The organism is Heterorhizobium halophytocola, from assembly GCF_017873095.1.
Taxonomy (GTDB): Bacteria; Pseudomonadota; Alphaproteobacteria; order Rhizobiales; family Rhizobiaceae; genus Allorhizobium; species Allorhizobium halophytocola.
On sequence record NZ_JAGGJU010000007.1, the window covers coordinates 260,894 to 284,075 of the forward strand.

Below are 23,182 nucleotides of genomic sequence, written 5' to 3' on the forward strand. Positions count from 1 at the left end.
GCAGAGCTGTTCTCCGTTTCGGCCACTCGACTGTCCGCCCTTTTGCCGGGTCCGGTTTTCCCCGTCGCTTCGGGAGGGGGCACACTCCCGTCCGGCGCGCCGTGGCGCCGGTGGCTGGTATTTTGGCAGGAGATTGGCAATGTTCGGTATCGCGATCGCAGCGGGCTTGCAGCAGGCAAATGGTCAGGCGGTCACGTCTGACAACTGGGTCGTCAAGGACGCGGCCGGCAGAGCCGCCATTCTGGATCTCGACAGCGAGCATGACCGCGGATGGCATGCCGGCAAGCTCTACCGCAGCGAAGGGGCTGCCCTGGCTGCGATTGGGGGAACCGCCTCCGGCGCGGCGCGGACCATCGGCCCTTACGTGTCGCCGGACAGTCCGAACCTGGTCATCAACGGCGATGGCAATGCGCTTGCCGGCTGGACCGCCTTCCAAGGCGGGACGATCGCCAGCATCAACGGCGAAATCGAACTGACAGCCGCCGGCAACCTTTCCGGCTTCTCCCAGGCGATCGCGCTTGGCGCAGGACGCGCAGCAATCGGTTCGGCGCGCGGCCGGCGCGGGACAACCGCAACCACCTGCTATGCCTTCACCTCGTCGAACAATTCGACGCTGAACGCAGCATCGGGCATTATTGCGTTGCCGAGCACCACAATGTTAGCGGGCACTCTGAAAGTGTCCGGTCGGAGTTCTGGCGTCTGGATAGGCGCTCGAAACTCTTCATCGGCTGGTTCCGGAACCGCCTATTTCGATGATTTCGAGCTGTATGAGGTCATACCCTTTGCCGGTTGGGACAGTGGCTCGGATGGCGTCAGCCTTCTTGTCGAATTCAGTACGCCTGCATCCCTTGCCGCGCCGCAAGTGATTGCGCAGTCTGATATTGAATCAGAACGTGATCGCATCCGTGTCGAATTGTCGACAACCTTCGAACTTACAGTTTCTTTCCGCGCCAATAACACCGATTTCGCTCGGCTGGACCTAGCCCCCCTGGCCGCGTCCACCCGCTATTCGCTTTCGCTCGCTGGCAGTTCTGCAGGTAATGCATTCGCCGCCAGCCTGAATGGCGGCACCGCAATCAGCGACAGTCTTGCCGAATTGCCTGGATCCAGCCACTTGTGGATCGGACGCAGCTATTCGGGAGACTTTTTCCAAGGCCGAATCCACCGTCTTGCTGTCGTCAATGATTGGCAGCCGGACTGGTGGCTCCAAAAGGTCACGGCGCCGATGGACGCCATCTGGACCGAAGGTGACAGTTATGTCGCCAATACGGGAGGGACGGGGCTTTCTCTGGAAACGCGAAATATCTCTGGCCGTGCGGTCATCACTACTGCCGTCGGTGGCAGCGCAATCTCCGATATAGAGGCGCGTGTTGCCATTCGTGCGACCCTGCTGAAGGAACTCACTTTCGTCCTATGGGACGGATCCCCCAATGATTATGGTTCGATTGAAGACTATTGCGGTCGTATCGGTAACATACTCAACCGGCTTGATCATGAACGTTTCGTCCTCATACCCCCCAGCGTGCCCTATGGAATGTCCGGCAGCAATGCTCTTGCCATACGAGCAGAGATGCGGCTGCGCTGGCCCGACCATATTTTGGATTGGCGTGACTGGATTGCGAACAGCGATGGTGTAATCGATGAGGACCGAATGCTGAACTATCCTGCCGATCTCTACCACCTCAACAGTTCCGCAATGACCCAGATGGCGACGGGATTGCAAGCTTTCCTTTCGGCAAAGGGTTGGTAAGCGTAGAAGAGGGATAGGCGTAGCAGATAACCTTAAGATGGCTGCAGGGTGCTACCATTTCGAGCCGCACTATTTGACTTGAAGATGGGCACTGGCTTGTGAACACTCCTCTACTTGCGACCAGCCGACCCGGCGCCGGTCGCGCAGGGGACCGCCAGGTTCTTTAAAGTCGCAGCCCGGTAATCTCTGCCAATTTTGTCCGTCGCTCCTCGGCATCATCCAGAGGGCGCAGGCTTCGATCGAATTCGAGCACCTTTGCGCCGACCAGGAACCGGTACCAGTAGCCTTGTAGGAAGTGGTAGATCAGCCCTTCGCGGCCGTCGAGGAAACCAAGTTGCAAGAGGTATCGGAAAAGGAAGTATCCGAGGCTCGAGATTGGGAAGGGAATGCGATTATAGATCCGTTCCTTGATGAAGCGCTTCACCGAGGCCTGGAGCGAAGTCGAATGGCTGCTGATCGCCTGGGTCTGCGGTAGGAGGCGATAGCGATCGCATAGCACGTCCACCGCCTCCCGGGTCGCATATCTGTTATGCTTTTCGGTAAAATAGCCGAGATCATGGAGATTGTGATCGGCAAAGGGGTTGTCCAAGGTGATTGTGCGCCCGCCCTCGACCAACACGTGTTCGTCCATCCAGCGATCCTCGACCCGGCCCCGGCCACGGCGCCAGATGCGGGTCATGATCAGCGGGTAACGCCCGCCGTGCCGAATGAATCGATCAAGGAAGATATGCTTGCGCTTGAGGTTGATGCCCGCGATGTCCGTGCTGAACGTGCCCAGTTTTTCCATAATCTCGCGGGCGAGCGGCGGCTCGATGATTTCATCGGCATCGAGCCGCATGATCCAGTCAGCCGTGACAGGTGCGTTTTGCAGTGCCCAGTTGAACTGCTTGGCCTGGTTCTGGAAGGGATGCTGCAGGACCACGGCGCCTTGTCCTTCGGCAATTTCCACGGTTCGATCCGTAGAGTAGGAATCGATCACGAAGATCTGGCTGGCGAATGATGCGACGCTTTCGAGGGCGCGCGCCAGATGCAGCTCTTCGTTGTAGGTGAGGATGATGACGGCGATCATCAGAACCTGCGACCATGACTTTCGCCGATGGATAAAGGTCCGGTGCAGGCCGTTCCTCCAGCATGCGATGAATTGCTAGGTAACATACGGTTTGCTCCTTGTTCGTCCCGTCGGGCGGGCCGGATTCCCGGCGACGAAGGCCGCTGGCGCAACATCCCGCGTGACGACGGAACAGGCTCCCACCACGGCCGAGTGTCCAATATGGACGCCGGGCATAACAAAGGCGCGAGCCCCGACGAAAGCGTCTTCAGCAACACTGATCCCGGCGGTTACGAGATGCATGGACGGGTCGTCGAAATCGTGGCTTCCGGCGCACAGATAAGCTTCTTGGCCGATGGTCGCGCGCTCACCGATCTCTATCTCCCCAAGGCTGTAGAGGTTGGCGCGGTCACCGAGACACGACCGGTCGCGCAGCGTCACATGCCAGGGGATTTGAATGCGGGCGCGTTGATGGACAAAAGGCCGCCCTTCGATCTTTGTTCCGAACATTCGCAATACCAAAAGCCTCCAGCGGTTCGCGGGCTTTGGTGTCCATCGGCAGAAGACCATCCAGGCATATTCCCAGACCAGCAGGGCCATCCGCATGCGAAAGGTCCATGGACTGCTGTTGGCGCTCGTCTGATGCCTGAAATGCTTGATTTTACGCATCGGCCACGAGTTTGTTGAAGTCGCACAGCATGTGCTGGGCAATTGTGGCGGGAGTGAAATTTTCGGCAGTCTTCATCGCAGCAGACCCTAGCCGTTGCCGCAACTCTTCATCCCTCAGTAGTCGCTTCAGCGAAGAGGCAAGATTGTTCACGGCATTGCTGCGATGATCGAAGACCAGAGCGTTACCCTCCGGCTCTACGAAATCCTCGAAACATCTGAGGCTCGAGACCACCAGCGCGCAGCCGCAGGCCATGGCTTCGACCGGCGCGATGCCGAAGGCCTCGCCCTTCTCTGCCACGGAAGGGTAGACGAAGATATCCGCTTGGCGCAGGCGGGCGATGATCTCCCTGCCGCCATAGAGCGGGCCGGCAAAATGGATCCGGCTGCCGGCCGAGGCGGCCAGCGTCTTCAGTTCGGTGAGATAGCCTTCCCCATCGCCACCCCTGTCGATCTCAAAGGGACCGATCAATGTCAGGTGCCATTCTGGGAAGCGTGGCGAAAGGTCCGCAAAGGCCTTAATGAGGATGTCGATACCCTTTTCCCGGCTGATGCGGCCAAGATAGGTGATGTTGCTTGCTCGCGCTGAGCGGACCCCTTCGATCGCTTCGGCAAAGTCATGGCTTATGGCATTGTTGACAACATGCACCTTGCCGGCCACCTGCGGGGACTGCTCCTTGATCACATCACCGATAAAGCGGGAGGCCGCATGCAGCCGGGTCGCACGACGATAAAACCCCATCTGCCCCTTGGGATAGCGGCCGACACTGACGGCGATTTTTCCGGCTTTCGACAGGGGAAGTATCAGCGGTGCGCTGACGCTGTTGGTCACCGTGATATCGGCCTTCGGCATGTAGACGGCCACCAGCATGCTATAGATAAGATCCAGCAGGCGGTAGAGGAGGCCGGGCTTCGGCTGGGCGAAAGAAGGGACGCGGATATGGGTGATACCGTCCTTCACCTCCCTATGGGGCAAACCCTCGAAACGCCGCGAAATCATCGTGACGTCGTGACCCGCCTTTGCATATTCCTGCGCCATGGCGAATTGACGTTTCTCGACGGCCAGCCCACGAACCGGCGGAATGGGATAGAAAGGACCCATGACGATATTGATCTTGAGTTTTTCTTTGTTCATTCTTGAAAACCATTCGGGTCGACGGGGAAAATAACGGCCTTGCGCGTAGTATGAAAAATTGGTCGTTAGGCCTCTTCTAGGCGCTGTGAGCGGCTTTTACTGGCTTTGGCAAGGACGGCCTCGAGGGCTTTTGCGGCAGTTTCGATGCGGAAACTGCGCTCGAAACCCAAGCGTGCCTTGCTGCGCATGGCCTGCTTGCTGTCTTTGCTGAACGCCATCCACGTTGATAGGAGGTTCTGGACGCCCTCGGCCGTATCCGGCTCGATCAACCCGCCGCCGCTTGCCTGAACTTCGCGCCAGATATTGACCTTGCTGGTCGTGAGCACTGGGGTGCCACAAGCCATGGCCTCTGCGACGACGATGCCGAAATTCTCCTGATGGGACGGCAGTATGAAAGCTTCGGCGCCGTGGAAGGCGCCCCATTTGGCAGCTCCGGTCAGCATGCCCGGCCAGTGGACGCGGCCCCCGATACCACTGGCCGCGGCCGCCATTTTTAGGCCTGCCGTCATGCCGTGGGTATCCGGTCCAGCGACCACGAGGTCAAGATCGGGGTCGGCGGAGGCCGCATGGGCAAAGGTGTCGATTAAAAGGTCGCATCCCTTCTTTTCATGAATGCGGGAGAGGTAAAGCAGGTAGCGCCGTCCCTTGAGATCCGGCACGCAGGTGCAAAATGCATCGTCCTGTCCTGGATTTCGCGCCGGCGGCGCGGCGCAGCCATAGGCAACGACCTCCTCGGCATAGGGATGGCCCCAGAATACATGCCGTGCCGAAAGTTTTTCCTCCTCTGACGTAAACAGCACGCTTTGCGCATCCCGCAGCGCCTGGCCCTGGCCGGCAAGCCACAGAGCCTGCTTGGCGACATGCTTGACCGGATATTGTGTCTTGAACCACGGATCCATCATGCCGTGGGTGAAGAGCACATAGGGCAAACGCGCGCGCCTGACGGCGATCGATCCGCCGACGGAAGCCCAGTTCCACAAGCCGTGAATGACGGCCACATCGAAGCGCGCTGCATTTTCTGCAATCCACGGGGCCAGATCGGGTGCGTACCTGCCTCCGAATTTCTTCGGACCACGCGCATGCACCACAAAGGGAAGATGGCGCAAGAAGGCAGCTGTGGGATCATCCATCGACACGACTTCTGTCTCGTGCCCCATCTCCGATAGCGCGGCCGCACTGAGCTTCAGTCCTTCGATCGGCCCCCCGCCACGCGGATCTGTGCTGGCGATAACGCGAAGAATCCGCATCAGGTGGCTACTCGTACAGGGACGTTAGGAAGTCGGTGCTCTTGCCTTTGATGTGCGCGGGCTCTCTTGCGTATGCCGATTGGCCGCAACATCCGCAAAAGCAAAGCGATGAAGATCAGTTCGAAAAACAACAGGCCGACATTGGCACCGACAGGCCCGCGAATGAGAATCGGCAGGGTGCTGATATAAAGCAGGAGTTTTACCTTGTAGCCATTTACCGAGGAGCCGCGCTGGTAGATGGCAAGGTAGACGATGAGTGCGGCGAGCGGCGCGCCGATCAATGGTCCCAGCAGGCCAAAGTCGGCATAGAAGTCCCCACCGATGAAGAAGGAAAGGTTGGGCGTTCCGAGGAACCCCAGATCGTAAAGATAACCGCCTACATCGAGGCCGGTAAGCGTGGCCTTGCCCGACCATATTGCCCGAGGGATGAAGAAGAAGAGAAGTCCGACGGTCTTTTGACCGTAGTGAAAAGCATGCGTGTCGAACCATAGTGTGGCCGCACAAAGCATGTCGAAAACATCTGAGAACGGTCCACTCAAGGACTGAGAGATGTTGTCGCCGAGAATGGCGACGGAATCCCCAAGGGTCAGGCCTTCTCTGCCGGTATAGTTGAAGATCGGCATGACAATGAGGATCGCAAATATGAAGAGCACGTGCAGATGTATCGGCCGTATTCGGCCGTGCAGAGCCACAATCAGCAACGGAAACCATGCATTGAAGAGCATATTCCTTGCGATGTTGAAGGGGTTGATGGAGATCAGCATGAGAACCGCCGACAGGATCGCAAGCGCCTTATGCAGGTAGCTTGATTTTTTGCTTCCGAATGCCGCGCAAAACAGCAACAAGTTTGAGCTGACAAGCAGCCCTTTCCAGATAACGATTCCCGTGCTCAGCTCTTCCGTATCGCGTTCGTAGCGCGCAGCCAGTAGATTGCCGAAGCTGCCATAGGACAGAACATGTGCGATGAAGGCAAAGCACATGATGCCGAACAGCATGATGGCCGACAGCTTGTCCAGTCGATACTCATATTCGGTGCTGAAGCGTTTCAGGGCGCTCGTCGTCAGGGTGAAGCCGGCATAAAATATGCAGAAAATTGCCTGTGCGACGATAATATGCCGATAGCCGATCGGCAGAGACGCGACATACCGATCCGATGTGAAATGACCGTTTGAAATCGCCTGCACCGGAGAGATAACGAAAAACAGAAAACATAGGAAGGCGATGACATCGTTCGCCGTCATGTAGCGTTCTTTCTCGCGGAGCGCGAAGAAGCCTATGGTCAACGTGGCTGGCAGCACGATGACCGCCATCCACCCATCTTTTGCTGTCGCCACGTAATATAGAAACATGAAAAGTGGCACGGCGATCCGCTCAATAGATAGACTCGATCGGTGCACGATCCGGCGTGTCCGGACATAATCCATGCTAACTCCTTCGCCCATTCGCGGTGCACCCAGCCTTCACCACCATCCTCCCCGATACGTGCCCCGGTGCCGCGGAATGTGCTGGTGAGAGTTGCCTTTCCATAACCCTTTCCTCCCTTTACTAACGCGTGTCGCTCGCCGCGGCGGGCGGGCGGTGGCGGATGGTGCGGATGTTGAGGGTCAGGCTGGTGACGTGCTGGAGCATGTCGGCGATCGCGAACCCGAGAATGCCGAGCGTGGCGCCAAGTGTGGTCGAGACAAGGGCGCCCGTCGTCATGGCAAGAGCGGTGCTGCGCACCAGCTGCGGATAGAGACCAAGGGCTGAAAGGCCCTGGTTGAAGGCAAGGCTGAGCGTGTTTGAAAAGATCGTCGGCGCCAGCGCCGCTATGGCGAAGCCGGCGGGTGCGGCTGTCGTGCCGCCAAAGGCATAGATGCCCGCGCCCGCGCAGGCCACGCAGGCAAACAGGCAGAAGGCCAGATAATTGCCGAGCCGCTGTTCCTGAAAGATCGCCTGGATCCGGTCGCCGCTTCCCCCGTTGAGACGGGCTACGAGACCCGGAAATTCCGTTCGCCGGACGAAGGTGAGCAACTGGATGAAGGCGGTAACGATCTGCTTGCCGTAGATGAACAGCGCCGTGCCGTCGAGGCCGAGGAACCAGTGCGACAGCAGCAGCTGATAGCGGAAATAGAGCTGGCCCGGCGCCTGGGTCGAGATCAGCGAGAGGCCGTCCGCAAAGGATCGCCGGAGGCCGTAGCGGCTCGGCATGACGAGCCTGGGACGGTGGCCGAGGCGCCAAAGGATGACGAAATGCGCGACGACGGTCAGCCCGTAGCCGATCGACAGGCCCGCACCCAAGATTACTCCATAGGATTGCGGCTCGGTCGTCGAGACGATGAACAGCCCGATCGCGGCGGCGACATAGGGCAGCGAACCGGTCAGCCCGCTCAACCCGCTGAGGCTGAGGCCGTCGATCAGCCCGGCACCGTTGAACGCCCAGATGGCAATGGCGGGCACGAAGCAAAGGGCAAATCCGGTCGTCTGCCTGTCGGCGCCGATTACTGCCAGATAGAATAGGCCGGCTAAGACCACGATGACGGCGACACTCGCCCGAAAAACGCTGGTTTCCCAATAGCAGCGCCAGATCGCCTGCCAACCCGGGTCGGCGTCAAGATTCTGCACGGTGAGGCGCGCCAGAACGATGATCGATCCGGCCTCGACCAGAATGATCGCCAGAATAGCGAAGGCGAAGCTCGTGCCGAAAAAGGCGAGCAATCCAAGCTCACCGCGCGCCAGAAGCCAGGTCTGGGCGATGAACATCGAGCCCTGACCAATGCCGTAGCCTCCGACCAGCAGTGCCACATTGCTCGCCCGGCGAAGCACGGTGCGGCTGGCCGTCGGCATCGTCTTTTCCGGTCGCGGTTCGAAATTCATCTTAGAGAAAGCCAATATAGGTCATAGACTCGACCGAAGAGAAAGATTAATCGGAACTAAAAAAGCAGATATTTAAATTATAAAGCCTGTAATTGCTCTAACGTTACTCTATTGGCTCTCGAACGGAAATAGGGAATTCGCCTGATCCCAAGTGGAAAATCACGCGTTCCCTGGGGCGTTGGAAAAGAATGGCGTCGCCGGTGCCGGTTCGCAGGCCGGTCTCTCGCCTTTTGCCAGGCCCGGCCTTTACTTCTGATCGACCCTTGCTAGGTTTCAGCAGACACACAGGAAAGCCGATGCCAAGCAATCAGACCGCCAGCACCGAGGCCGTGCGTATCCTTCACGCGGACCTGCCGGTGAACTCGACCCTTCACATATGGATGAAGGCAATCAGTCCGAACGCGCCTGGCGTGATTTCCATGCACAGTTCCAACGGTCAGTTCGCCCAGTTGATGGCGACGAACCATGAGGAATACGAGTTTCGCATCTATCACGTGTTTGGTGGCGGCCACATCGAGCTGCATTACAACACCGAGACGACCGCGATATCCGTTGCCTACTGGTTCACGCCCTCCGACGTGCTGGAAACCGGTATCACGGTCATCCATACCAATCCGGGCAATGCGCCACCCAATCTGCAGGACGGCTATCATTTCCGGCCACCCTTCGGCTGGATGAACGATCCGAACGGTTTTGGCCGTTTCGGCGGCCGCCCGCATCTGTTCTACCAGCACTATTCGCACGGGCTGCAGTGGAACAACATGCATTGGGGCCATGCGGTCTCCTCGGACTATCTGCGCTGGCGCCATCTGCCGATCTTCCTGTTTCCAAGCGAGGCCTTGCGCGCCCGGCCCGACAAGCGCGGCGGCGCCTTCTCGGGCTCGGCCATCCCGCTGCCGAACGGCCCGGGCATCCGGGTCTTCTTCACCGAGCAGGAAAAGGACCGCACACCCGAAGAGCAGATCCAGATGACGGCGGTCTCGCCCGACCTGTTCAGCGCGGGGCATGCCGAAGTCATCCTCGAGCAGCGTCCGGAAAATCAGGGGCTGACGCTGGATTTCCGCGATCCTTACGTGTTCCGGGGGCCGGACGGGCTCTGGAAGATGTTGCTCGGCAGCCAGAGCGAGGAAGGCGGCGTCATCCTGCTCTATGAAACCCAGGACATGACGGCGGCCGGAGGATGGACCTATATCGGCAAGATCTGGGTGGAGAAGCGCTACGCGACGACGGCGATCGAATGCCCGTGCCTGCTGCCGCTGGATGGACCGGCAAACGATCCGGCCACGCGATGGGGCCTGCTCTATGGCCTGATGAATTCGACCGACGCGAAGACCGGCCGGCACAATCTGAGCATGGTCGATGTCGGCTGGTTCGATGGCAAGACCTTCGTCAAGGAATTCGAGCAGGAGCTCGATTTCGGCACCGACAACTACGCCTTCCAGGCCTTTATCGACGGTGATCACGGGGTCGGCATCGGCTGGCTCGCCAACTGGGCCGATACCGGCTATGCGGTGGACTTCCCGACGGCCATGACCCTGCCGCGGCGGCTTCTGCTCAGCGACGGCGTGCTGCTGACGCCGCCGATCGGGGCTGCGGAAAGCCTGCGCAGCCATATTCTCGATAGGACGCGGCTTTCGGCGGGCCAGGTGGTGACCTTCGTCAATGGCGCCATCGAGATCATTTTCGAGCTGACGGAGCCGGGCGCGCCGGTCGTGCTGGAGCTCGATCATCCGCATGTGCATCTGGCCGTCGAGGTCAATGAAAACGGGCTGCTGATCCGGCACGAGGAGGAGGGCAAGGCCTCGCCCGAATATATCGCGGCCGGTGCCCGACCGAGCCGCATCCGTGTGTTTCTCGACTATGGCTCGATCGAGGTTTTTGCCGATCACGGCCGCTGGACCGGGACCAAGCGGATCGCCGGGTTCGAGCCGGTGCGCTCCGCGCAGCTGAAGGCGGCGCCGGGGCTGGTGTCGCATGCAACGGTCTGGGCGCTTCGCCCCTGAACAGGAGCGGACGCGCGTCAGCGGGGCTCTTGTTTCAGGCGCTTTTGAGGATGCCGCGGAGCGGGCGACGGCCGGATTGCAGCTCGACCGGCCAGGCCGGATATTCTGCCGACAGCGCGCTTGCCCCGTCGAGATTGTCGAGGTCGTCCTCGTCGAGGGTCAGTTCGCTGGCGCTCAGATTTCTCTCGAGCTGCGCAATATCGCGTGCGCCCATCGCCACGCTGGTGACAAAGGGCTTGGCCAGCACATAGGCGAGCGCGACTTCGGCGACGCTGACATCGTGCTTCATCGCGATCTCGCGCATTTCAGCCACACAGTCGAAGGCGCGTTCGACGTCGACCTGCGGGAAATCGACGGTGTCGCGTCGCCCGCTTGCCGTGCGCGCAGCCCCGGGGCCGTATTTGCCGGACAGAAGCCCGCCGGCGAGCGGCGACCAGGCGACGAGCCCCAGGCCTTCCTCGGCCAGCATCGGCACGGTTTCCCGCTCGATCTCCCGATTGGCGAGAGAATACTGCGCCTGCAGCGCGCCGAAGGCATGATAGCCGTGCCGGGCGGAGATTCCGAGCGCCTTGGAAATTCGCCAGGTCTGCCAGTCGGACACGCCGATATGGCGCACCAGACCTTCGGAGACCAGGGTATCGAGCGCTTGCAGCAACTCGTCGATCGGCATCAGCGGGGCGGTGTCCTGGATAGTGTAGATGTCGAGATAATCCGTCTGCAGCCGCGACAGGCTGCCTTTGACGGCCTCGACGATGCCGGCGCGCGATGGATTGTGGGTGCCGGAGCGCAAGTCGGTGAAGCCGATCAGGGTCGACGACAGCACGATATCCTGCCGCTTGATGCCCAGCGATTTCAGCGATCTGCCCAGCATCCGCTCGGCCATGCCGTCGCAATAGGCGTTGGCGCTGTCGAAGAAGTTGACGCCATAGGAGAAGGCGTAGTCGACCATGCGGTCGGCGGTTGACTGATCGACACCGGCCACGGCACTCCACAGATCATCTGTCGGTTCGCCAAAGGTCATCGTCCCTAGGCAGAACTCAGATACCTGCAGCCCGGTCTTCCCGAGTGTGTTGTAGCGCATCGACCAAGCATCCCCAGATGGTGCGGAGCGTAACTAATTATTATATCTACCTCCTTTTTGCAAGCTAGCGACCTGCCGGCCGGATGGCGACCTCCGCCGCGCCATACCATCTGGCGCTGGCGCAAGTCCCCTGGACGGCCCCAATGTCTATGCAGTGCCCTGATAATACAAAGAACCCGGCCCTGAAGGGGGCCGGGTGAAGCGCGGGCAGGCGCAGAGATCAAACTCTCGTGAAGACCTGCAAATTCGGGCGCTGGCTCAAGCGGCCTGAACGATTTCGATCAATTCGACATCGAAGACCAGATCCTGGCCGGCCAGCGGATGGTTGCCGTCGAGCGTCACGCTTTCCGGCTGAATCTCGGTGACGACCACGGTCAGCGGAACGCCGTTCTGGGTCTGGGCCTGCAACTGCATGCCCGGCTGCAATTCGATGTTTTCCGGAATGACGTTGCGTGGCACCTGCTGGACCTTTTGCGGATCATGCGGTCCATAGGCTTCCCCGGCGGGCACTTCCACCCGCTGCTTGTCGCCGAGATTCATGCCGTCGATCTCGCGGTCCAGGCCGGGAATGATCTGGCCGGCGCCGAGCTGGAACTGCAAGGGGTCGCGGCCGACAGAGCTGTCGAACTGGCTGCCGTCCTTGAGGGTGCCGATATAGTGGATACGGACGGTGTCGCCCGTCTTGGCCTGCGTCATGGTTCTTGTCCTTTGATTGGGTTTCGACTGCCGGCAGGCGAGGGAGTGAACGGGATGCCGGCGATGACTGTCGTTGCACCGTTCGGGGCACAAGCACCGGCGATTATAGCCTAAAATGCCGTCGAGGCCAAATTTGCCGCAGGCGGCGCCCAGGTCATTCGGCGGCGCTGCGCTTCGTCCCGACGATGCGGGACATATAGGCACGCAAGGCTGCCGGCCGCACCGGCTTGTGCTGCACGCCGATATCGTGTCGTTCGGCTTCGGCGCGCAGGTCCTGGGTACGGTCGGCGGTAATCAGCAGCGCTGCGATATCCGCCCCATAGGCGGCCCGCAGCTTGACGACCGCATCGATGCCGCTGCCTTCGCCCAGGTGATAGTCGGCGATGATGAGATCGGGCGGTTTGCGATGTTCGGCGATAAGCGTGTCGAGTGCGTCGATAGAGCCGGCACTTGTCACCGTGCAGCCCCAGCCGGAAATCAGCAGCGTCATGCCCTCGATGATCTGCGGCTCGTTGTCGATGCACAGAACATGGAAATCCCGAAACGCGCTCAGACCGCGCTCGGCAGCAAGAACAGACGCTGCGGAAACCGTCTTGGTGCCTGCCAGGTCGCGCGGCACCTGAACCTCGAAGCTGGTGCCCCGGCCGGTCGCCGAGGCAAGTTTGACAGGATGATCGAGGACCCTTGCGATGCGGTCGACGATCGATAGGCCGAGGCCCAGGCCCGCCGCCGTCTTCATGCCTTCGTCGAGGCGGGCAAATTCCTTGAACACCGTGCGAAACTTGGTCGACGGTATGCCGATGCCGCTATCCATCACCCGGATCATCACCTGATCGCCGCGCCGCCGCGCCCCGATCAGCACCCGACCGCTCGGGGTGTATTTGATCGCGTTGGAGACGAGGTTCTGCACCAGGCGACGCAACAGGTTGGGATCGCTTGTGACCGTCAGCGAGGTCGGCATCACGACGAGTTTCAGGTTCTTCTCCCGGGCCATCGGGGCGAAATCCGTCTCGATGCGGGAGAATAGCGGCTGGAGCGGCACAGAGGTCAGATGCGGCTTCATCGCGCCGGTATCGAGCCTCGAAATGTCCAGTACGGCGCCCAGAATGCTTTCGACCGATTCCAGCGCGGAATCGATATTGCGCACCATCATGCTGTTGTCGGTCCTGTCCATCCGCTCGACAAGGGCGGAGGCATAGAGGCGGGCGGCATTGAGCGGTTGCAGAATGTCGTGGCCGGCCGCGGCAAAGAAGCGGGTCTTGCCGAGATTGGCTTCCTCGGCCGCCGCCTGCGCTTCGGCCAGTTCCCGGTTGACGCGCACCAGTTCGCCGGTGCGCTCCTCGACACGCTGTTCCAGGGTCTCGTTGGCCTGTTTCAGCGCCTGGTCGGCAGCAACTTCGCTTGTCACATCGGTGAAGGTCGCGACGACGGCGTCGTCCGGCATGGCATTGGAGCGCACTTCGAGGATCCGTCGCCCGCCCCGCATCTGCATGCGAAACACTCTGTCGACGCGCAGAAAATCTTCCGGTCGCGACTTCGTGACCTTGGCCGGCTTGCCCTGGGGTGGCATGTCGCCGCGGGCTTCCAGGATGTCGACGATATCGGCCAGCGGCACGCCGACGCGGCCGAGCTGCTCCGGCAGGTCGAGAAGCTCCCGGAAACGCCGGTTCCAGATCGTCAGGCAGTTGTTGCCATCGAACACGGCAATGCCCTGGTCCATCTGCGACAGCGCGCTCTGCATGATTCCCTGATTGTATTGCAGGGCATCGCTTGCCTGGTCGAGCAGCCAGGCCGTGTCGGCGGAAGTGTCTTCGGCGCGCTGCAGGATGATCGACAGCACCAGCCGGGCCGATGACGAGCCGATGGCGCTGCCGAGCAGCTGTTCGGAAAAATGGATAAACGCCATGTCGGCCGGACCGTCGTCGGATAGCCGCCGGCCGCTTGCCTGTTCATAGGTCAGGAACGAGCGCTGCATGCGCTCTTCGCCGAGATAGCGGGCGATCGCCGCTTTCAGGTCGCCGACATTGACCCGCGTCTTCCAACCGCGCGTGGCAAATTGCGAGCGGGAATGGCGCTTGACGAAGATGCCGGCCTGCAGGCGCTCCACCGGGCGCGGATTGCGGCTGAGAGAGCCCAGAACGAAGGCGACCGTGTTGGCAAGCAGGCTGAGCAGCGTCGCATTGACGAAGGGATCGGCTGACGGACCGTCGCCGAAGCCGGTGCCGGGCAGCAGGAAGGACAGGATCGCGCCGGTCAGCGCGGCATTGTCCTCCCCACCGAAGCTTGGCAGGAACAGCAGATAGGCCCAGCCGAACAGGCCGACCGTCAGACCGATGATCGCGCCGCGGGCGTTGGCGCCGCGCCAGACGAGGCCGCCGAGCAGCGGCGGAGCGATCTGGGCGATGGCGGTGAAGGACAGAAGGCCGATCGAGGCGAGGCCGGTCGAATTGTCGGCCGTCCGGTAATAGGCATAGCTGAGCAGCATCACCACGAAGATGGCGCTGCGCCGGATCTGAAGCAGCGGCCGGGCGAAATCGGCCCGCTGACCGGACCTGACCAGCAGTTTGTGGCGCAGGAAGAAGGGCAGCACGATGTCGTTGGAAATCATGATCGCCAGCGCCACCGAAGCGACGATCACCATGGCGGTTGCCGCAGACAGGCCGCCGAGAAAGGTGATCAGCGTGACCAGCGGCGCATGCTGCTCAAGCGGCACTGCGAGCACGTAGAGGTCGCCGTCGACCGTGCCGGCATAGTTCAGGATGCCGGCAATCGCGACCGGCAACACGAAGATGTTGATGGCGACGAGATACAGGGGAAAGAGCAGGCGGGCGAGTTTCAGTTCGCCCGCCGTCCGGTTTTCGACCACGCTGACATGGAACTGGCGCGGCAGCATGATGATGGCGAAGGCGGAGAGGCCGATCAGCGTCAACCAGCGCCCGATCGGTGTCTGGTAGGCGAGCGCCTGCATCACCTCGGGCGAGGCGGTCGCCCGTTGCCAGAGATCGCTGGGGCCGTCGAACAGGCCGAAGACGACGAACAGGCCGAGCGTCCAGAAGGCCACAAGCTTGACCAGCGATTCCATCGAGATCGCCAGGATCAACCCGTCCTGGTGCTCGGTCGCATCCGTGTGGCGCGTGCCGAACACGATGGCGAAACAGGCAAGCGACACCGCGACGATCAGCGGCAGATCGAGGAAATAGAGATTGCCGGTACCGATGCCGTAATGGGCCGGATCGACCAGCGTGCTGACCGAGGAGGAGACAGCCTTCAGCTGCAGCGCGATATAGGGGATCGTGCCGAACAGGCAGATGAGCGTGACCAGCAGCCCGACCACCGGATTCTTGCCATAGCGGGCAGCGAGAAAATCGGCGCCCGATGTCAGCTTTTCCGATTTGGCGAGCGCAATGATCCGCCGCACCAGCGGCAGGCCGAGGGTGAACATCAGGATCGGGCCGATATAGATGCCGGTGAATTCCAGCCCGCGCTCGGCGGCCAGTCCGACGCCGCCGAAATAGGTCCAGGATGTGCAGTAGACCGCCAGGCTCAGCGCATAGACGAACGGCCGCCCCTTGTCCGGCGCACCGCGCTTGCGGCTTTTTCGATCCCCATAACTCGCCACGGCAAACAGCAGGACGAGGTAGACGATCGCGGACGAAAAAATGACCCATCCAGGAAGCACGCACCCTCCTTGGCGCACAGCGTCTCCTCACGCGTGATCGCGATCCTATGACAAAGCGCGTCGATTGGAAATCGCGGGGATCGTGCGCCTTAAGTCTAACGGAGACGACTAATTTTCGTCTCGGTGATGTTTACTGGCTTGAACCATCCGCTAGGTATGCTTTTCTATTGCCGGCAGGGGTCGGTCAAAAAGGGAAACCAGAGAGCATGTGGGACGAATTCAAAACATTTATCGCGCGCGGCAATGTCATGGACCTTGCGGTCGGTGTCATCATCGGTGCCGCCTTCGCCAAGATCGTCGACTCGCTGGTGAAGGACATCATCATGCCGCTCATTGGCGTGATCTTCGGCGGCTTCGACTTTTCGAACTATTTCCTTCCGCTGAGCAGCGCGGTCACCGCGCCCACCCTGGACGCGGCGCGCGAGCAGGGCGCGGTCTTCGCCTATGGCAACTTCATCACCGTGGGGATCAACTTCGTCATTCTCGCCTGGATCATCTTCCTGATGGTCAAGGGCGTAAACAAGCTCAGGACCTCGGTTGAACGCAAGGAAGAGCTGCGTCCGCCGGAAGAAACCCCGCCCGCACCGCCGCCGGCCGATATCAAGCTGCTGACGGAAATCCGCGACCTGTTACAGACGCGCCAGGCCTGATCACCGGTCTGAAATTGTGCCGTCATCCCGCCCAGACGGGATGACGGTTGGTCACACCGGTTTGCATCACCGAAATCGATACCAGCCTCACGCTTTCTGATGAGATTTTTGCGCCGCACTCGGCTATGAGCGATGGAGCCAATCGAAAGCGAGTGCCATGTCCCTTCTTGCCAGTCTGAGCCGCCGTGCGAGTGATGCCCCCGAAAGCGGTATCGTCGATATCATCAACTACGCGCGCGGCCGCGATGACCTGATCCCTCTCTGGGCCGGCGAAGGCGATCTGCCGACCCCGGCCTTCATCGCCGAGGCCGCCTCGCAGGCGCTGATCGGCGGCGAGACCTTCTACACCTGGCAGCGCGGCATCCCGGAACTGCGCGAGGCGATCTCGCGCTACTACCAGCGCCATTTTTCCGTGGATCTGCCGCCGGAGCATTTCTACGTCACCGGTTCGGGCATGCAGGCGATCGCGCTCTCTGTGCAGGCGATGACCGATCCGGGTGACGAGATGATCTTCCTGTCGCCGGTCTGGCCCAACATCGTCTCCGCTATCGAATTGTCCGGTGCGGTTGCCAGGACCGTGCCTCTCGAATTCCGCGACGGCGCATGGCGCCTCGACATCGACCGGCTGGCAGCGGCCATAACGCCGAAGACCAAGGCGATGTTCATCAACTCCCCGTCCAACCCGACCGGCTGGACGGCGACGGAAGACGACCTGAAGGCCATTCTGTCCTTGTCGCGCAAGCATGGCCTCTGGATCCTCGCCGACGAAATCTACGCGCTCTATTATTTCGGCGCCGCCAGCCGTGCCCCGTCCTTCCTCGACGTCATGGAAGAGGGCGACCGGGTGGTCTTTGCCAATTCGTTCTCGAAGAACTGGTCGATGACCGGCTGGCGTGTCGGCTGGATCGTCGCGCCGCCCGAACTCGGTCAGGCGATCGAAAACCTGATCCAGTATTCGACCTCCGGTGTGGCGCAGTTCATGCAGCGCGGTGCGGTCGCCGCGCTCGATCGCGGCGACGACGTCATCCGTGAGAATTTCGAGCGGGCGCGCCTGTCGCGCGACATTCTCTGCGACCGGCTGATCGCCACCAACCGGGTGGAGACGCTGAAGCCCGAGGGTGCCCTCTATGCCTTCCTGAAGATCGACGGCATCACGGACAGCCGCAAGGCGGCAATCGACATCGTCGACAAGACCGGCGTGGCACTGGCGCCCGGCAGCGCCTTTGGAGTGGGCGGCGGCCCGTTCCTGCGGGCCTGCTTCCTGCGCGACCCGCGCCATATCGAGGACGCCGCCGAGCGCCTGAGCCGCTATATCCTGGCGCTGTGAGCGTTCATTCAAATTTGACCTAAACCGTTAGGCAGACCGAAAGCCTGTCAGGAGAATTCGAGGGCGAAACCGGCCGGTTTCGCCCTGCGATAAAGCGTCCTTCAGAATTTCCGTGATTGGCTTGCCCCCGAGTATTTGAGCGCGGGAGGTTTCGCATGGCAATCCTGGTTACTGGCGGTGCCGGCTATATCGGCAGTCACATGGTTTGGCGTCTTCTGGACGAAGGGCGCGAGGTGGTGGTCGTCGACCGGCTGACGACCGGCTTTCGCTGGGCCGTCGCGCCGAAGGCGAAATTCTATCTCGGCGATATCGGCAATGCCGATCTGCTGAAGCAGATCTTCGTCGAAAACGAGATCGAGGCGATCGTTCATTTCGCCGGCTCGGTCGTCGTTCCGGAATCGGTGCGCGATCCGCTCGAGTTCTACCAGAACAACACCGCCAATACCCGCACCCTGCTGGCCGCCGCGGTCCAGGCCGGCGTCCGGGCTTTCATCTTTTCCTCGACGGCAGCGGTCTATGGCACGCCGTCGTCGCTGGCACCGGTCACCGAGATGGACACGCCGCGGCCGGAAAACCCCTATGGCTCGTCGAAGCTGATGAGCGAAATCATGTTGGCCGACACAGCGCGTGCCCATGACCTGCGTTTCGTGGCGCTGCGCTATTTCAACGTTGCCGGTGCCGATCCGGAAGGCCGTGTCGGCCAATCGACCCGCAACGCGACCCACCTGATCAAGGTCGCCTGCGAGACCGCGCTTGGCCAGCGCAACGCGATCCAGGTCTTCGGCGGAGACTACCCGACCCATGACGGCACGGGGGTGCGCGACTATATCCATATCGCCGACCTGATCTCGGCCCATGTCGAGGCGCTGGGCTATCTGCAGAACGGTGGCACCTCGCTGATCGCCAATTGCGGCTATGGTCGCGGCTTCTCGGTGCTCGACGTGCTGAAGACCGTGGAACGGCTGTCGGGCAAGCCTCTGCAGGTGGTGCATTCCGGCCGGCGTCTGGGCGATGCGGCCTACGTTGTCGCCGACTCTTCTCTTGCCCGCGAACGGCTGGGCTGGTCACCACGTTTCGACGACCTCGACCTGATCGTCTCCTCTGCCCTGACCTGGCAGCAGAAGATGATGGATGTCGATCTCGAGGACGTCTCCGCCCTGCAGCGCCGGGTCGCCGCGCTGGCCTCCTGACCCTCCGGGACCCCGTTATAGAAGGCCTTGCGTTCAATCGGAACGCAAGGCCTTCGTGCCTGCGCCAGTTTGACGACAGCTTCACCGGCTAGCCTTCTGCCTGAACTTTGGGGATTTCGGGCAGGACATCGCATGCACGGCGCGTGGCTCAGGAGCAGTTTCGGTAGACGCAGGACGGCACGCTGGCCAAGGAGGCGCGCATGAAGGCCGTCATCCTGGCGGGTGGTCTCGGCTCGCGCTTCGCCGAGGAAACCCATCTGAAGCCCAAGCCGATGATCGAGATCGGCGGGCGCCCGATCCTCTGGCACATCATGAAGCTCTACCATGCTCACGGCATCTGCGACTTCATCATCTGCTGCGGCTTCAAGGGCTACTACATCAAGGAATACTTCGCCAATTACGGCCTCCACATGTCGGACATCACCTTCGACCTGGTGGAGAACCGCCTGCATTTTCATCGCCAGAGTGCTGAAAACTGGCGCGTGACGCTGGTCGATACCGGCGAGAATTCGATGACCGGTGGCCGGCTGAAGCGCGTCGCCCCCTATCTGGAAGGCGAGGACGCCTTCTGCTTTACCTATGGCGACGGGCTGAGCGACATCGACATCGCCGCGACCATCGATTTTCACAAGCGCCACGGCAAGCTGGCGACCGTGACCGCGGTGCAGCCACCGGCGCGTTTCGGGGCGCTCGCACTCGACGGCGACACGGTCAACGGCTTCATCGAGAAGCCTGCGGGCGAGGCCGGTTTCATCAACGGCGGCTTCTTTGTCCTGTCGCCCAAGGTGATCGATCGCATCGACGGTGATGCGACGACCTGGGAAGCCGAGCCGCTGACCGGTCTTGCCGAGGAGGGCGAGCTGAAGGCCTTCTTCCACAAGGGGTTCTGGCAACCGATGGACACGCTGCGCGACAAGAACCACCTGGAAAACCTCTGGACGAGCGGGCGGCCGCCCTGGAAGCTTTGGTGAACCATGGCTTCTGCTGAATTCTGGAAGGGAAAACGCGTCCTGCTGACCGGCCATACCGGCTTCAAGGGCAGCTGGCTTCAGCTTTGGCTGACAAGGCTCGGCGCCGATGTGCGCGGCCTGTCTTTGCCGGCAGAGACCGATCCCTCGCTGCACGTCCTGCTCAATGGCCGGGAGGCCGACGGAGAAACGATTTGCGACATCCGCGACAAGGTCGCCGTCGATGCGCGGGTCACGCAGTTCAAGCCGCAGATCGCCTTCCATCTCGCAGCCCAGCCTCTGGTGCGCGCCGGCTACCGTGATCCGGCGGCCACCTTCGAAACCAATGTCCAGGGAACGGCCCATCTGCTTGATGCCTTGCGCGTCAGCCCGGATCTGCGTGCGGTGGTGGTGGTTACCACCGACAAGGTTTACGAAAATCCCGAAAACGGGCGGCCCTTCATCGAGACCGATCCGCTTGGCGGGCACGATCCTTACAGCGCCAGCAAGGCCGCAGCCGAGATCGTGACCGCCAGCTACCGCGCGTCGTTTTTCGCCGCACGGCGCATCGGCATCGCGACGGCGCGCGCGGGCAATGTCATCGGCGGCGGCGATTGGGCGGAAGACCGGCTGATCCCGGATGCGGTGCGGGCCTGGAGCAGCTACCAGGCACTTTCCGTGCGTCGGCCGGATGCCGTGCGTCCCTGGCAACACGTGCTTGAACCCCTGCACGGCTATATGCTGATGGCGGAGCGGCTCTGGAGCGAGCCGGATTTTGCCGCAAGCCTCAATTTCGGGCCGAATGCAGCCGCGGCTGCGACCGTCGGCGCGGTGTTGGAAGCCGCGCGCGCGTCCTATGGCCGGGGCGAGATGGTTCTGGGTGACGGCACCGAGGGGCCGCACGAGGCCGGCTATCTGATGCTGGACTCGACCCGCGCGGAGCGCCTGCTCGGCTATCGCCCGACCTGGTCTTTCACGGAAACGATCGAGAGAACGATGGGCTGGTATCGGGAACTGGCCCAAGGTCGCCCGGCACAAGAGCTCTGCCTTGCCGACATCACCGCCTTCGAGACACGCCAGCGCAAGATGGAGCGGCTGGCCGGATGACTGCACGCTTCGAAATCCGGCAAACGCCGCTTGCCGGCCTGCAGCTTCTGAGGCGCCTGCGGCTCGGCGACGAGCGTGGCTTCCTGACCCGGCTCTTCTGTGCCGAGGAACTGCTGGCCGCCGGCTGGGATGGTCCCGTCGCCCAGATCAACGAGACCGGAACGGGTCTCCGCGGCACCGTGCGCGGCCTGCATTTCCAGCATCCGCCGCATGGCGAGGTCAAGCTCGTGACCTGCACAGCCGGTGCCGTTCTCGACGTGGCCGTCGATCTGCGGGAGGGGTCTGCGACCTTCCTCAAGCATTTCGCGGTCGAACTGTCGGCGGACAATGCCTGCTCGCTGCTGATCCCCCAGGGCTTTGCCCATGGCTTCCAGACACTGACCGATGATGTGCGCATGATCTACGCCCATTCCGCACCGTTCAATGCCGAGGCGGAGGGCGGACTTTCCTGCCGCGATCCGGCGATTGGCATCGACTGGCCGCTGCCGATCGTCAATCTCTCGGCGCGCGATGCCGCCCATCCGAAGATCGCCGACGACTACCGGGGGCTTGCCGCATGAAGTGCCGTCACTGCGGATCGTCGCATCTCGGCCCCTTCCTCGACCTGGGGAGCGCGCCGCCGTCGAATTCCTATCTGCGACCGGACCAGTTGGACGCGCCGGAACTCTGGTACCCCTTGATCATCCGTGTCTGCGCCGACTGCCTGCTCGTGCAGACCGAGGACTTCGCCGCGCGCGAAACCTTCTTTTCCGACAGCTACGCCTATTTCAGCTCCTTCTCGTCTTCCTGGCTGGCGCATGCGCAAGGCTATGTCGAGGCGATGGCCGAGCGCTTCGGGCTGACCGCCGAGAGCCGCGTGGTCGAAGTGGCGGCCAATGACGGCTATCTCCTGCAGTATGTAAAGGCGCGCGGCATTCCGGCGCTGGGCATCGAGCCGACGGCGAGCACCGCGGCGGCGGCGCGCGCCAGGGGCATCGAGATCCGCGAACTGTTCTTCGGGGAAGACGTCGCGCAGGCCCTGGTGGCCGATGGCTGGTCGGCAGACCTGACGGCGGCCAACAACGTGCTTGCCCATGTGCCCGACATCAACGATTTCGTGCGCGGGTTTGCAACCCTGCTGAAGCCGACGGGCGTTGCCACCTTCGAATTCCCGCATCTGCTCAACATGGTCCGCGAGGCGCAGTTCGATACGGCCTATCACGAGCATTACTCCTATCTGTCGCTGACGGCGGTGATCCGGATATTCGAGGCGAACGGGTTGAGCGTCTTCGACGTCGAAACCACGCCCTGGCATGGCGGCAGCCTGCGCGTCTTTGCCGGACGCAGCGAGACGGCGGCCCATGCACTGAGCCCGAACGTGGCGGCGGTGCTGGACGCGGAGACGGCGGCTGGCATGCGCGACCTCTCCTTCTATGCGGGTTTCCAGACGGCCGCGCAGCGCGTGCGCAACGACTTTCTGGCCTTTCTCATCGATTGCCAGCGCCAGGGCTTGTCGGTTGCCGCCTATGGCGCGGCGGCCAAGGGCAATACGCTGATGAACTTTGCCGGCATCAAGCCGGATCTGATTTCCTTTGTCGTCGACAGCAATCCCGCCAAGCAGGGAATGGTGATGCCGGGCAGCCGCATCCCGATTGTCGACATGCGTGAACTTGAACGTCAAAAACCCGACAGAGTGGTGATTTTGCCATGGAATCTACAGGCCGAGATAACCGAGCAGATTTCCTTTATCAGAGATTGGGGTGGGAAGTGTGTGACGGCTGTGCCGACCTTGACGGTCATGCCGTAGCCGCCGGCACGCCG

Annotated in this window: 18 protein-coding genes; 9 read left to right on the plus strand and 9 right to left on the minus strand. The window is 61.5% G+C overall.

The window, feature by feature from the left end; all coding sequences use genetic code 11:
- Window positions 1-139: 139 nt before the first annotated feature.
- Window positions 140-1,750 carry a hypothetical protein gene (locus J2Z17_RS14550; protein ID WP_209946255.1) on the plus strand — a complete coding sequence of 537 codons (1,611 nt, stop codon included), beginning with the start codon at window positions 140-142 and terminating at the stop codon, window positions 1,748-1,750.
- Window positions 1,751-1,913: 163 nt separating this feature from the next.
- On the opposite strand, the gene J2Z17_RS14555 is transcribed toward J2Z17_RS14550, so the two are convergent.
- The 6 genes from J2Z17_RS14555 to J2Z17_RS14580 form a co-directional block, all read right to left on the minus strand.
- Window positions 1,914-2,819: a glycosyltransferase family 2 protein gene (locus tag J2Z17_RS14555; RefSeq protein ID WP_209946257.1), complete on the minus strand. Its 906-nt coding sequence runs from the start codon at window positions 2,817-2,819 to the stop codon at window positions 1,914-1,916.
- A 75-nt stretch (window positions 2,820-2,894) separates the two neighbouring features.
- Window positions 2,895-3,404 carry a DapH/DapD/GlmU-related protein gene (locus J2Z17_RS25435; RefSeq protein ID WP_280923370.1) on the minus strand — a complete coding sequence of 170 codons (510 nt, stop codon included), beginning with the start codon at window positions 3,402-3,404 and terminating at the stop codon, window positions 2,895-2,897.
- 55 nt (window positions 3,405-3,459) lie between these two features.
- Complete coding sequence (locus tag J2Z17_RS14565; protein WP_209946262.1) at window positions 3,460-4,599, minus strand: glycosyltransferase family 4 protein; 1,140 nt, start codon at window positions 4,597-4,599, stop codon at window positions 3,460-3,462.
- A 65-nt stretch (window positions 4,600-4,664) separates the two neighbouring features.
- Entirely contained in the window at window positions 4,665-5,846 is a 1,182-nt protein-coding gene (locus tag J2Z17_RS14570; RefSeq protein ID WP_209946264.1) for a glycosyltransferase, read from the minus strand.
- Window positions 5,846-7,270, minus strand: coding sequence for an oligosaccharide repeat unit polymerase (locus tag J2Z17_RS14575; RefSeq protein WP_209946266.1), 1,425 nt, complete (start codon window positions 7,268-7,270; stop codon window positions 5,846-5,848). Before J2Z17_RS14575 ends, J2Z17_RS14570 begins: the two co-directional genes overlap by 1 nt.
- Before the next feature lie 121 nt (window positions 7,271-7,391).
- On the minus strand, window positions 7,392-8,672 hold the full coding sequence (locus J2Z17_RS14580; RefSeq protein WP_209946269.1) for a hypothetical protein: 1,281 nt from the start codon (window positions 8,670-8,672) through the stop codon (window positions 7,392-7,394).
- Window positions 8,673-8,998: 326 nt separating this feature from the next.
- Between J2Z17_RS14580 and J2Z17_RS14585 the strand changes: the two genes are divergently transcribed.
- Entirely contained in the window at window positions 8,999-10,705 is a 1,707-nt protein-coding gene (locus tag J2Z17_RS14585; RefSeq protein ID WP_209946271.1) for a glycoside hydrolase family 32 protein, read from the plus strand.
- A gap of 34 nt (window positions 10,706-10,739) precedes the next feature.
- Here J2Z17_RS14585 and J2Z17_RS14590 read toward each other — a convergent pair whose 3' ends face one another.
- The 3 genes from J2Z17_RS14590 to J2Z17_RS14600 all read right to left on the minus strand — a co-directional run bounded on the left by J2Z17_RS14590 (window position 10,740) and on the right by J2Z17_RS14600 (window position 16,161).
- Window positions 10,740-11,786: an aldo/keto reductase gene (locus J2Z17_RS14590; protein WP_209946273.1), complete on the minus strand. Its 1,047-nt coding sequence runs from the start codon at window positions 11,784-11,786 to the stop codon at window positions 10,740-10,742.
- Between the two features lie 258 nt (window positions 11,787-12,044).
- Window positions 12,045-12,482: an FKBP-type peptidyl-prolyl cis-trans isomerase gene (locus tag J2Z17_RS14595; RefSeq protein WP_209946275.1), complete on the minus strand. Its 438-nt coding sequence runs from the start codon at window positions 12,480-12,482 to the stop codon at window positions 12,045-12,047.
- 154 nt (window positions 12,483-12,636) lie between these two features.
- Window positions 12,637-16,161 carry a hybrid sensor histidine kinase/response regulator gene (locus J2Z17_RS14600; protein WP_209946277.1) on the minus strand — a complete coding sequence of 1,175 codons (3,525 nt, stop codon included), beginning with the start codon at window positions 16,159-16,161 and terminating at the stop codon, window positions 12,637-12,639.
- Between the two features lie 206 nt (window positions 16,162-16,367).
- On the opposite strand from J2Z17_RS14600, the gene mscL reads away from it, so the two are divergent.
- The 7 genes from mscL (at window position 16,368) to J2Z17_RS14635 (ending at window position 23,168) form a co-directional block, all read left to right on the plus strand.
- Window positions 16,368-16,811 carry a large conductance mechanosensitive channel protein MscL gene (mscL, locus tag J2Z17_RS14605; protein ID WP_209946347.1) on the plus strand — a complete coding sequence of 148 codons (444 nt, stop codon included), beginning with the start codon at window positions 16,368-16,370 and terminating at the stop codon, window positions 16,809-16,811.
- 157 nt (window positions 16,812-16,968) lie between these two features.
- Window positions 16,969-18,138, plus strand: coding sequence for a pyridoxal phosphate-dependent aminotransferase (locus tag J2Z17_RS14610; RefSeq protein ID WP_209946279.1), 1,170 nt, complete (start codon window positions 16,969-16,971; stop codon window positions 18,136-18,138).
- Between the two features lie 155 nt (window positions 18,139-18,293).
- Window positions 18,294-19,328 (plus strand): UDP-glucose 4-epimerase GalE, encoded by a 1,035-nt coding sequence (galE, locus tag J2Z17_RS14615; protein WP_209946281.1) that lies wholly within the window; start codon window positions 18,294-18,296, stop codon window positions 19,326-19,328.
- 200 nt (window positions 19,329-19,528) lie between these two features.
- A complete protein-coding gene (gene rfbF / locus J2Z17_RS14620) occupies window positions 19,529-20,299 on the plus strand; it encodes a glucose-1-phosphate cytidylyltransferase (RefSeq protein WP_209946283.1) in 771 nt (256 codons plus the stop codon).
- Between the two features lie 3 nt (window positions 20,300-20,302).
- Window positions 20,303-21,382, plus strand: coding sequence for a CDP-glucose 4,6-dehydratase (rfbG, locus tag J2Z17_RS14625; RefSeq protein WP_209946285.1), 1,080 nt, complete (start codon window positions 20,303-20,305; stop codon window positions 21,380-21,382).
- Window positions 21,379-21,942 (plus strand): dTDP-4-dehydrorhamnose 3,5-epimerase family protein, encoded by a 564-nt coding sequence (locus tag J2Z17_RS14630; RefSeq protein ID WP_209946287.1) that lies wholly within the window; start codon window positions 21,379-21,381, stop codon window positions 21,940-21,942. The genes rfbG and J2Z17_RS14630 overlap by 4 nt, the downstream gene beginning before the upstream one ends.
- On the plus strand, window positions 21,939-23,168 hold the full coding sequence (locus J2Z17_RS14635) for a class I SAM-dependent methyltransferase (RefSeq protein WP_209946289.1): 1,230 nt from the start codon (window positions 21,939-21,941) through the stop codon (window positions 23,166-23,168). The genes J2Z17_RS14630 and J2Z17_RS14635 overlap by 4 nt, the downstream gene beginning before the upstream one ends.
- Window positions 23,169-23,182: the final 14 nt, after the last annotated feature.

Excerpts from the sequence above, each read along its gene's own strand:
- J2Z17_RS25435 (WP_280923370.1), bottom strand. The coding sequence starts at position 3,404 with ATGCGGATGGCCCTGCTGGTCTGGGAATATGCCTGGATGGTCTTCTGC.
- J2Z17_RS14550 (WP_209946255.1), top strand. The coding sequence starts at position 140 with ATGTTCGGTATCGCGATCGCAGCGGGCTTGCAGCAGGCAAATGGTCAG.
- rfbF (WP_209946283.1), top strand. The coding sequence starts at position 19,529 with ATGAAGGCCGTCATCCTGGCGGGTGGTCTCGGCTCGCGCTTCGCCGAG.
- J2Z17_RS14610 (WP_209946279.1), top strand. The coding sequence starts at position 16,969 with ATGTCCCTTCTTGCCAGTCTGAGCCGCCGTGCGAGTGATGCCCCCGAA.
- J2Z17_RS14570 (WP_209946264.1), bottom strand. The coding sequence starts at position 5,846 with ATGCGGATTCTTCGCGTTATCGCCAGCACAGATCCGCGTGGCGGGGGG.
- mscL (WP_209946347.1), top strand. The coding sequence starts at position 16,368 with ATGTGGGACGAATTCAAAACATTTATCGCGCGCGGCAATGTCATGGAC.
- rfbG (WP_209946285.1), top strand. The coding sequence starts at position 20,303 with ATGGCTTCTGCTGAATTCTGGAAGGGAAAACGCGTCCTGCTGACCGGC.
- J2Z17_RS14575 (WP_209946266.1), bottom strand. The coding sequence starts at position 7,270 with ATGGATTATGTCCGGACACGCCGGATCGTGCACCGATCGAGTCTATCT.
- J2Z17_RS14635 (WP_209946289.1), top strand. The coding sequence starts at position 21,939 with ATGAAGTGCCGTCACTGCGGATCGTCGCATCTCGGCCCCTTCCTCGAC.
- J2Z17_RS14580 (WP_209946269.1), bottom strand. The coding sequence starts at position 8,672 with ATGCCGACGGCCAGCCGCACCGTGCTTCGCCGGGCGAGCAATGTGGCA.
- galE (WP_209946281.1), top strand. The coding sequence starts at position 18,294 with ATGGCAATCCTGGTTACTGGCGGTGCCGGCTATATCGGCAGTCACATG.
- J2Z17_RS14585 (WP_209946271.1), top strand. The coding sequence starts at position 8,999 with ATGCCAAGCAATCAGACCGCCAGCACCGAGGCCGTGCGTATCCTTCAC.
- J2Z17_RS14595 (WP_209946275.1), bottom strand. The coding sequence starts at position 12,482 with ATGACGCAGGCCAAGACGGGCGACACCGTCCGTATCCACTATATCGGC.
- J2Z17_RS14565 (WP_209946262.1), bottom strand. The coding sequence starts at position 4,599 with ATGAACAAAGAAAAACTCAAGATCAATATCGTCATGGGTCCTTTCTAT.
- J2Z17_RS14555 (WP_209946257.1), bottom strand. The coding sequence starts at position 2,819 with ATGATCGCCGTCATCATCCTCACCTACAACGAAGAGCTGCATCTGGCG.
- J2Z17_RS14590 (WP_209946273.1), bottom strand. The coding sequence starts at position 11,786 with ATGCGCTACAACACACTCGGGAAGACCGGGCTGCAGGTATCTGAGTTC.
- J2Z17_RS14630 (WP_209946287.1), top strand. The coding sequence starts at position 21,379 with ATGACTGCACGCTTCGAAATCCGGCAAACGCCGCTTGCCGGCCTGCAG.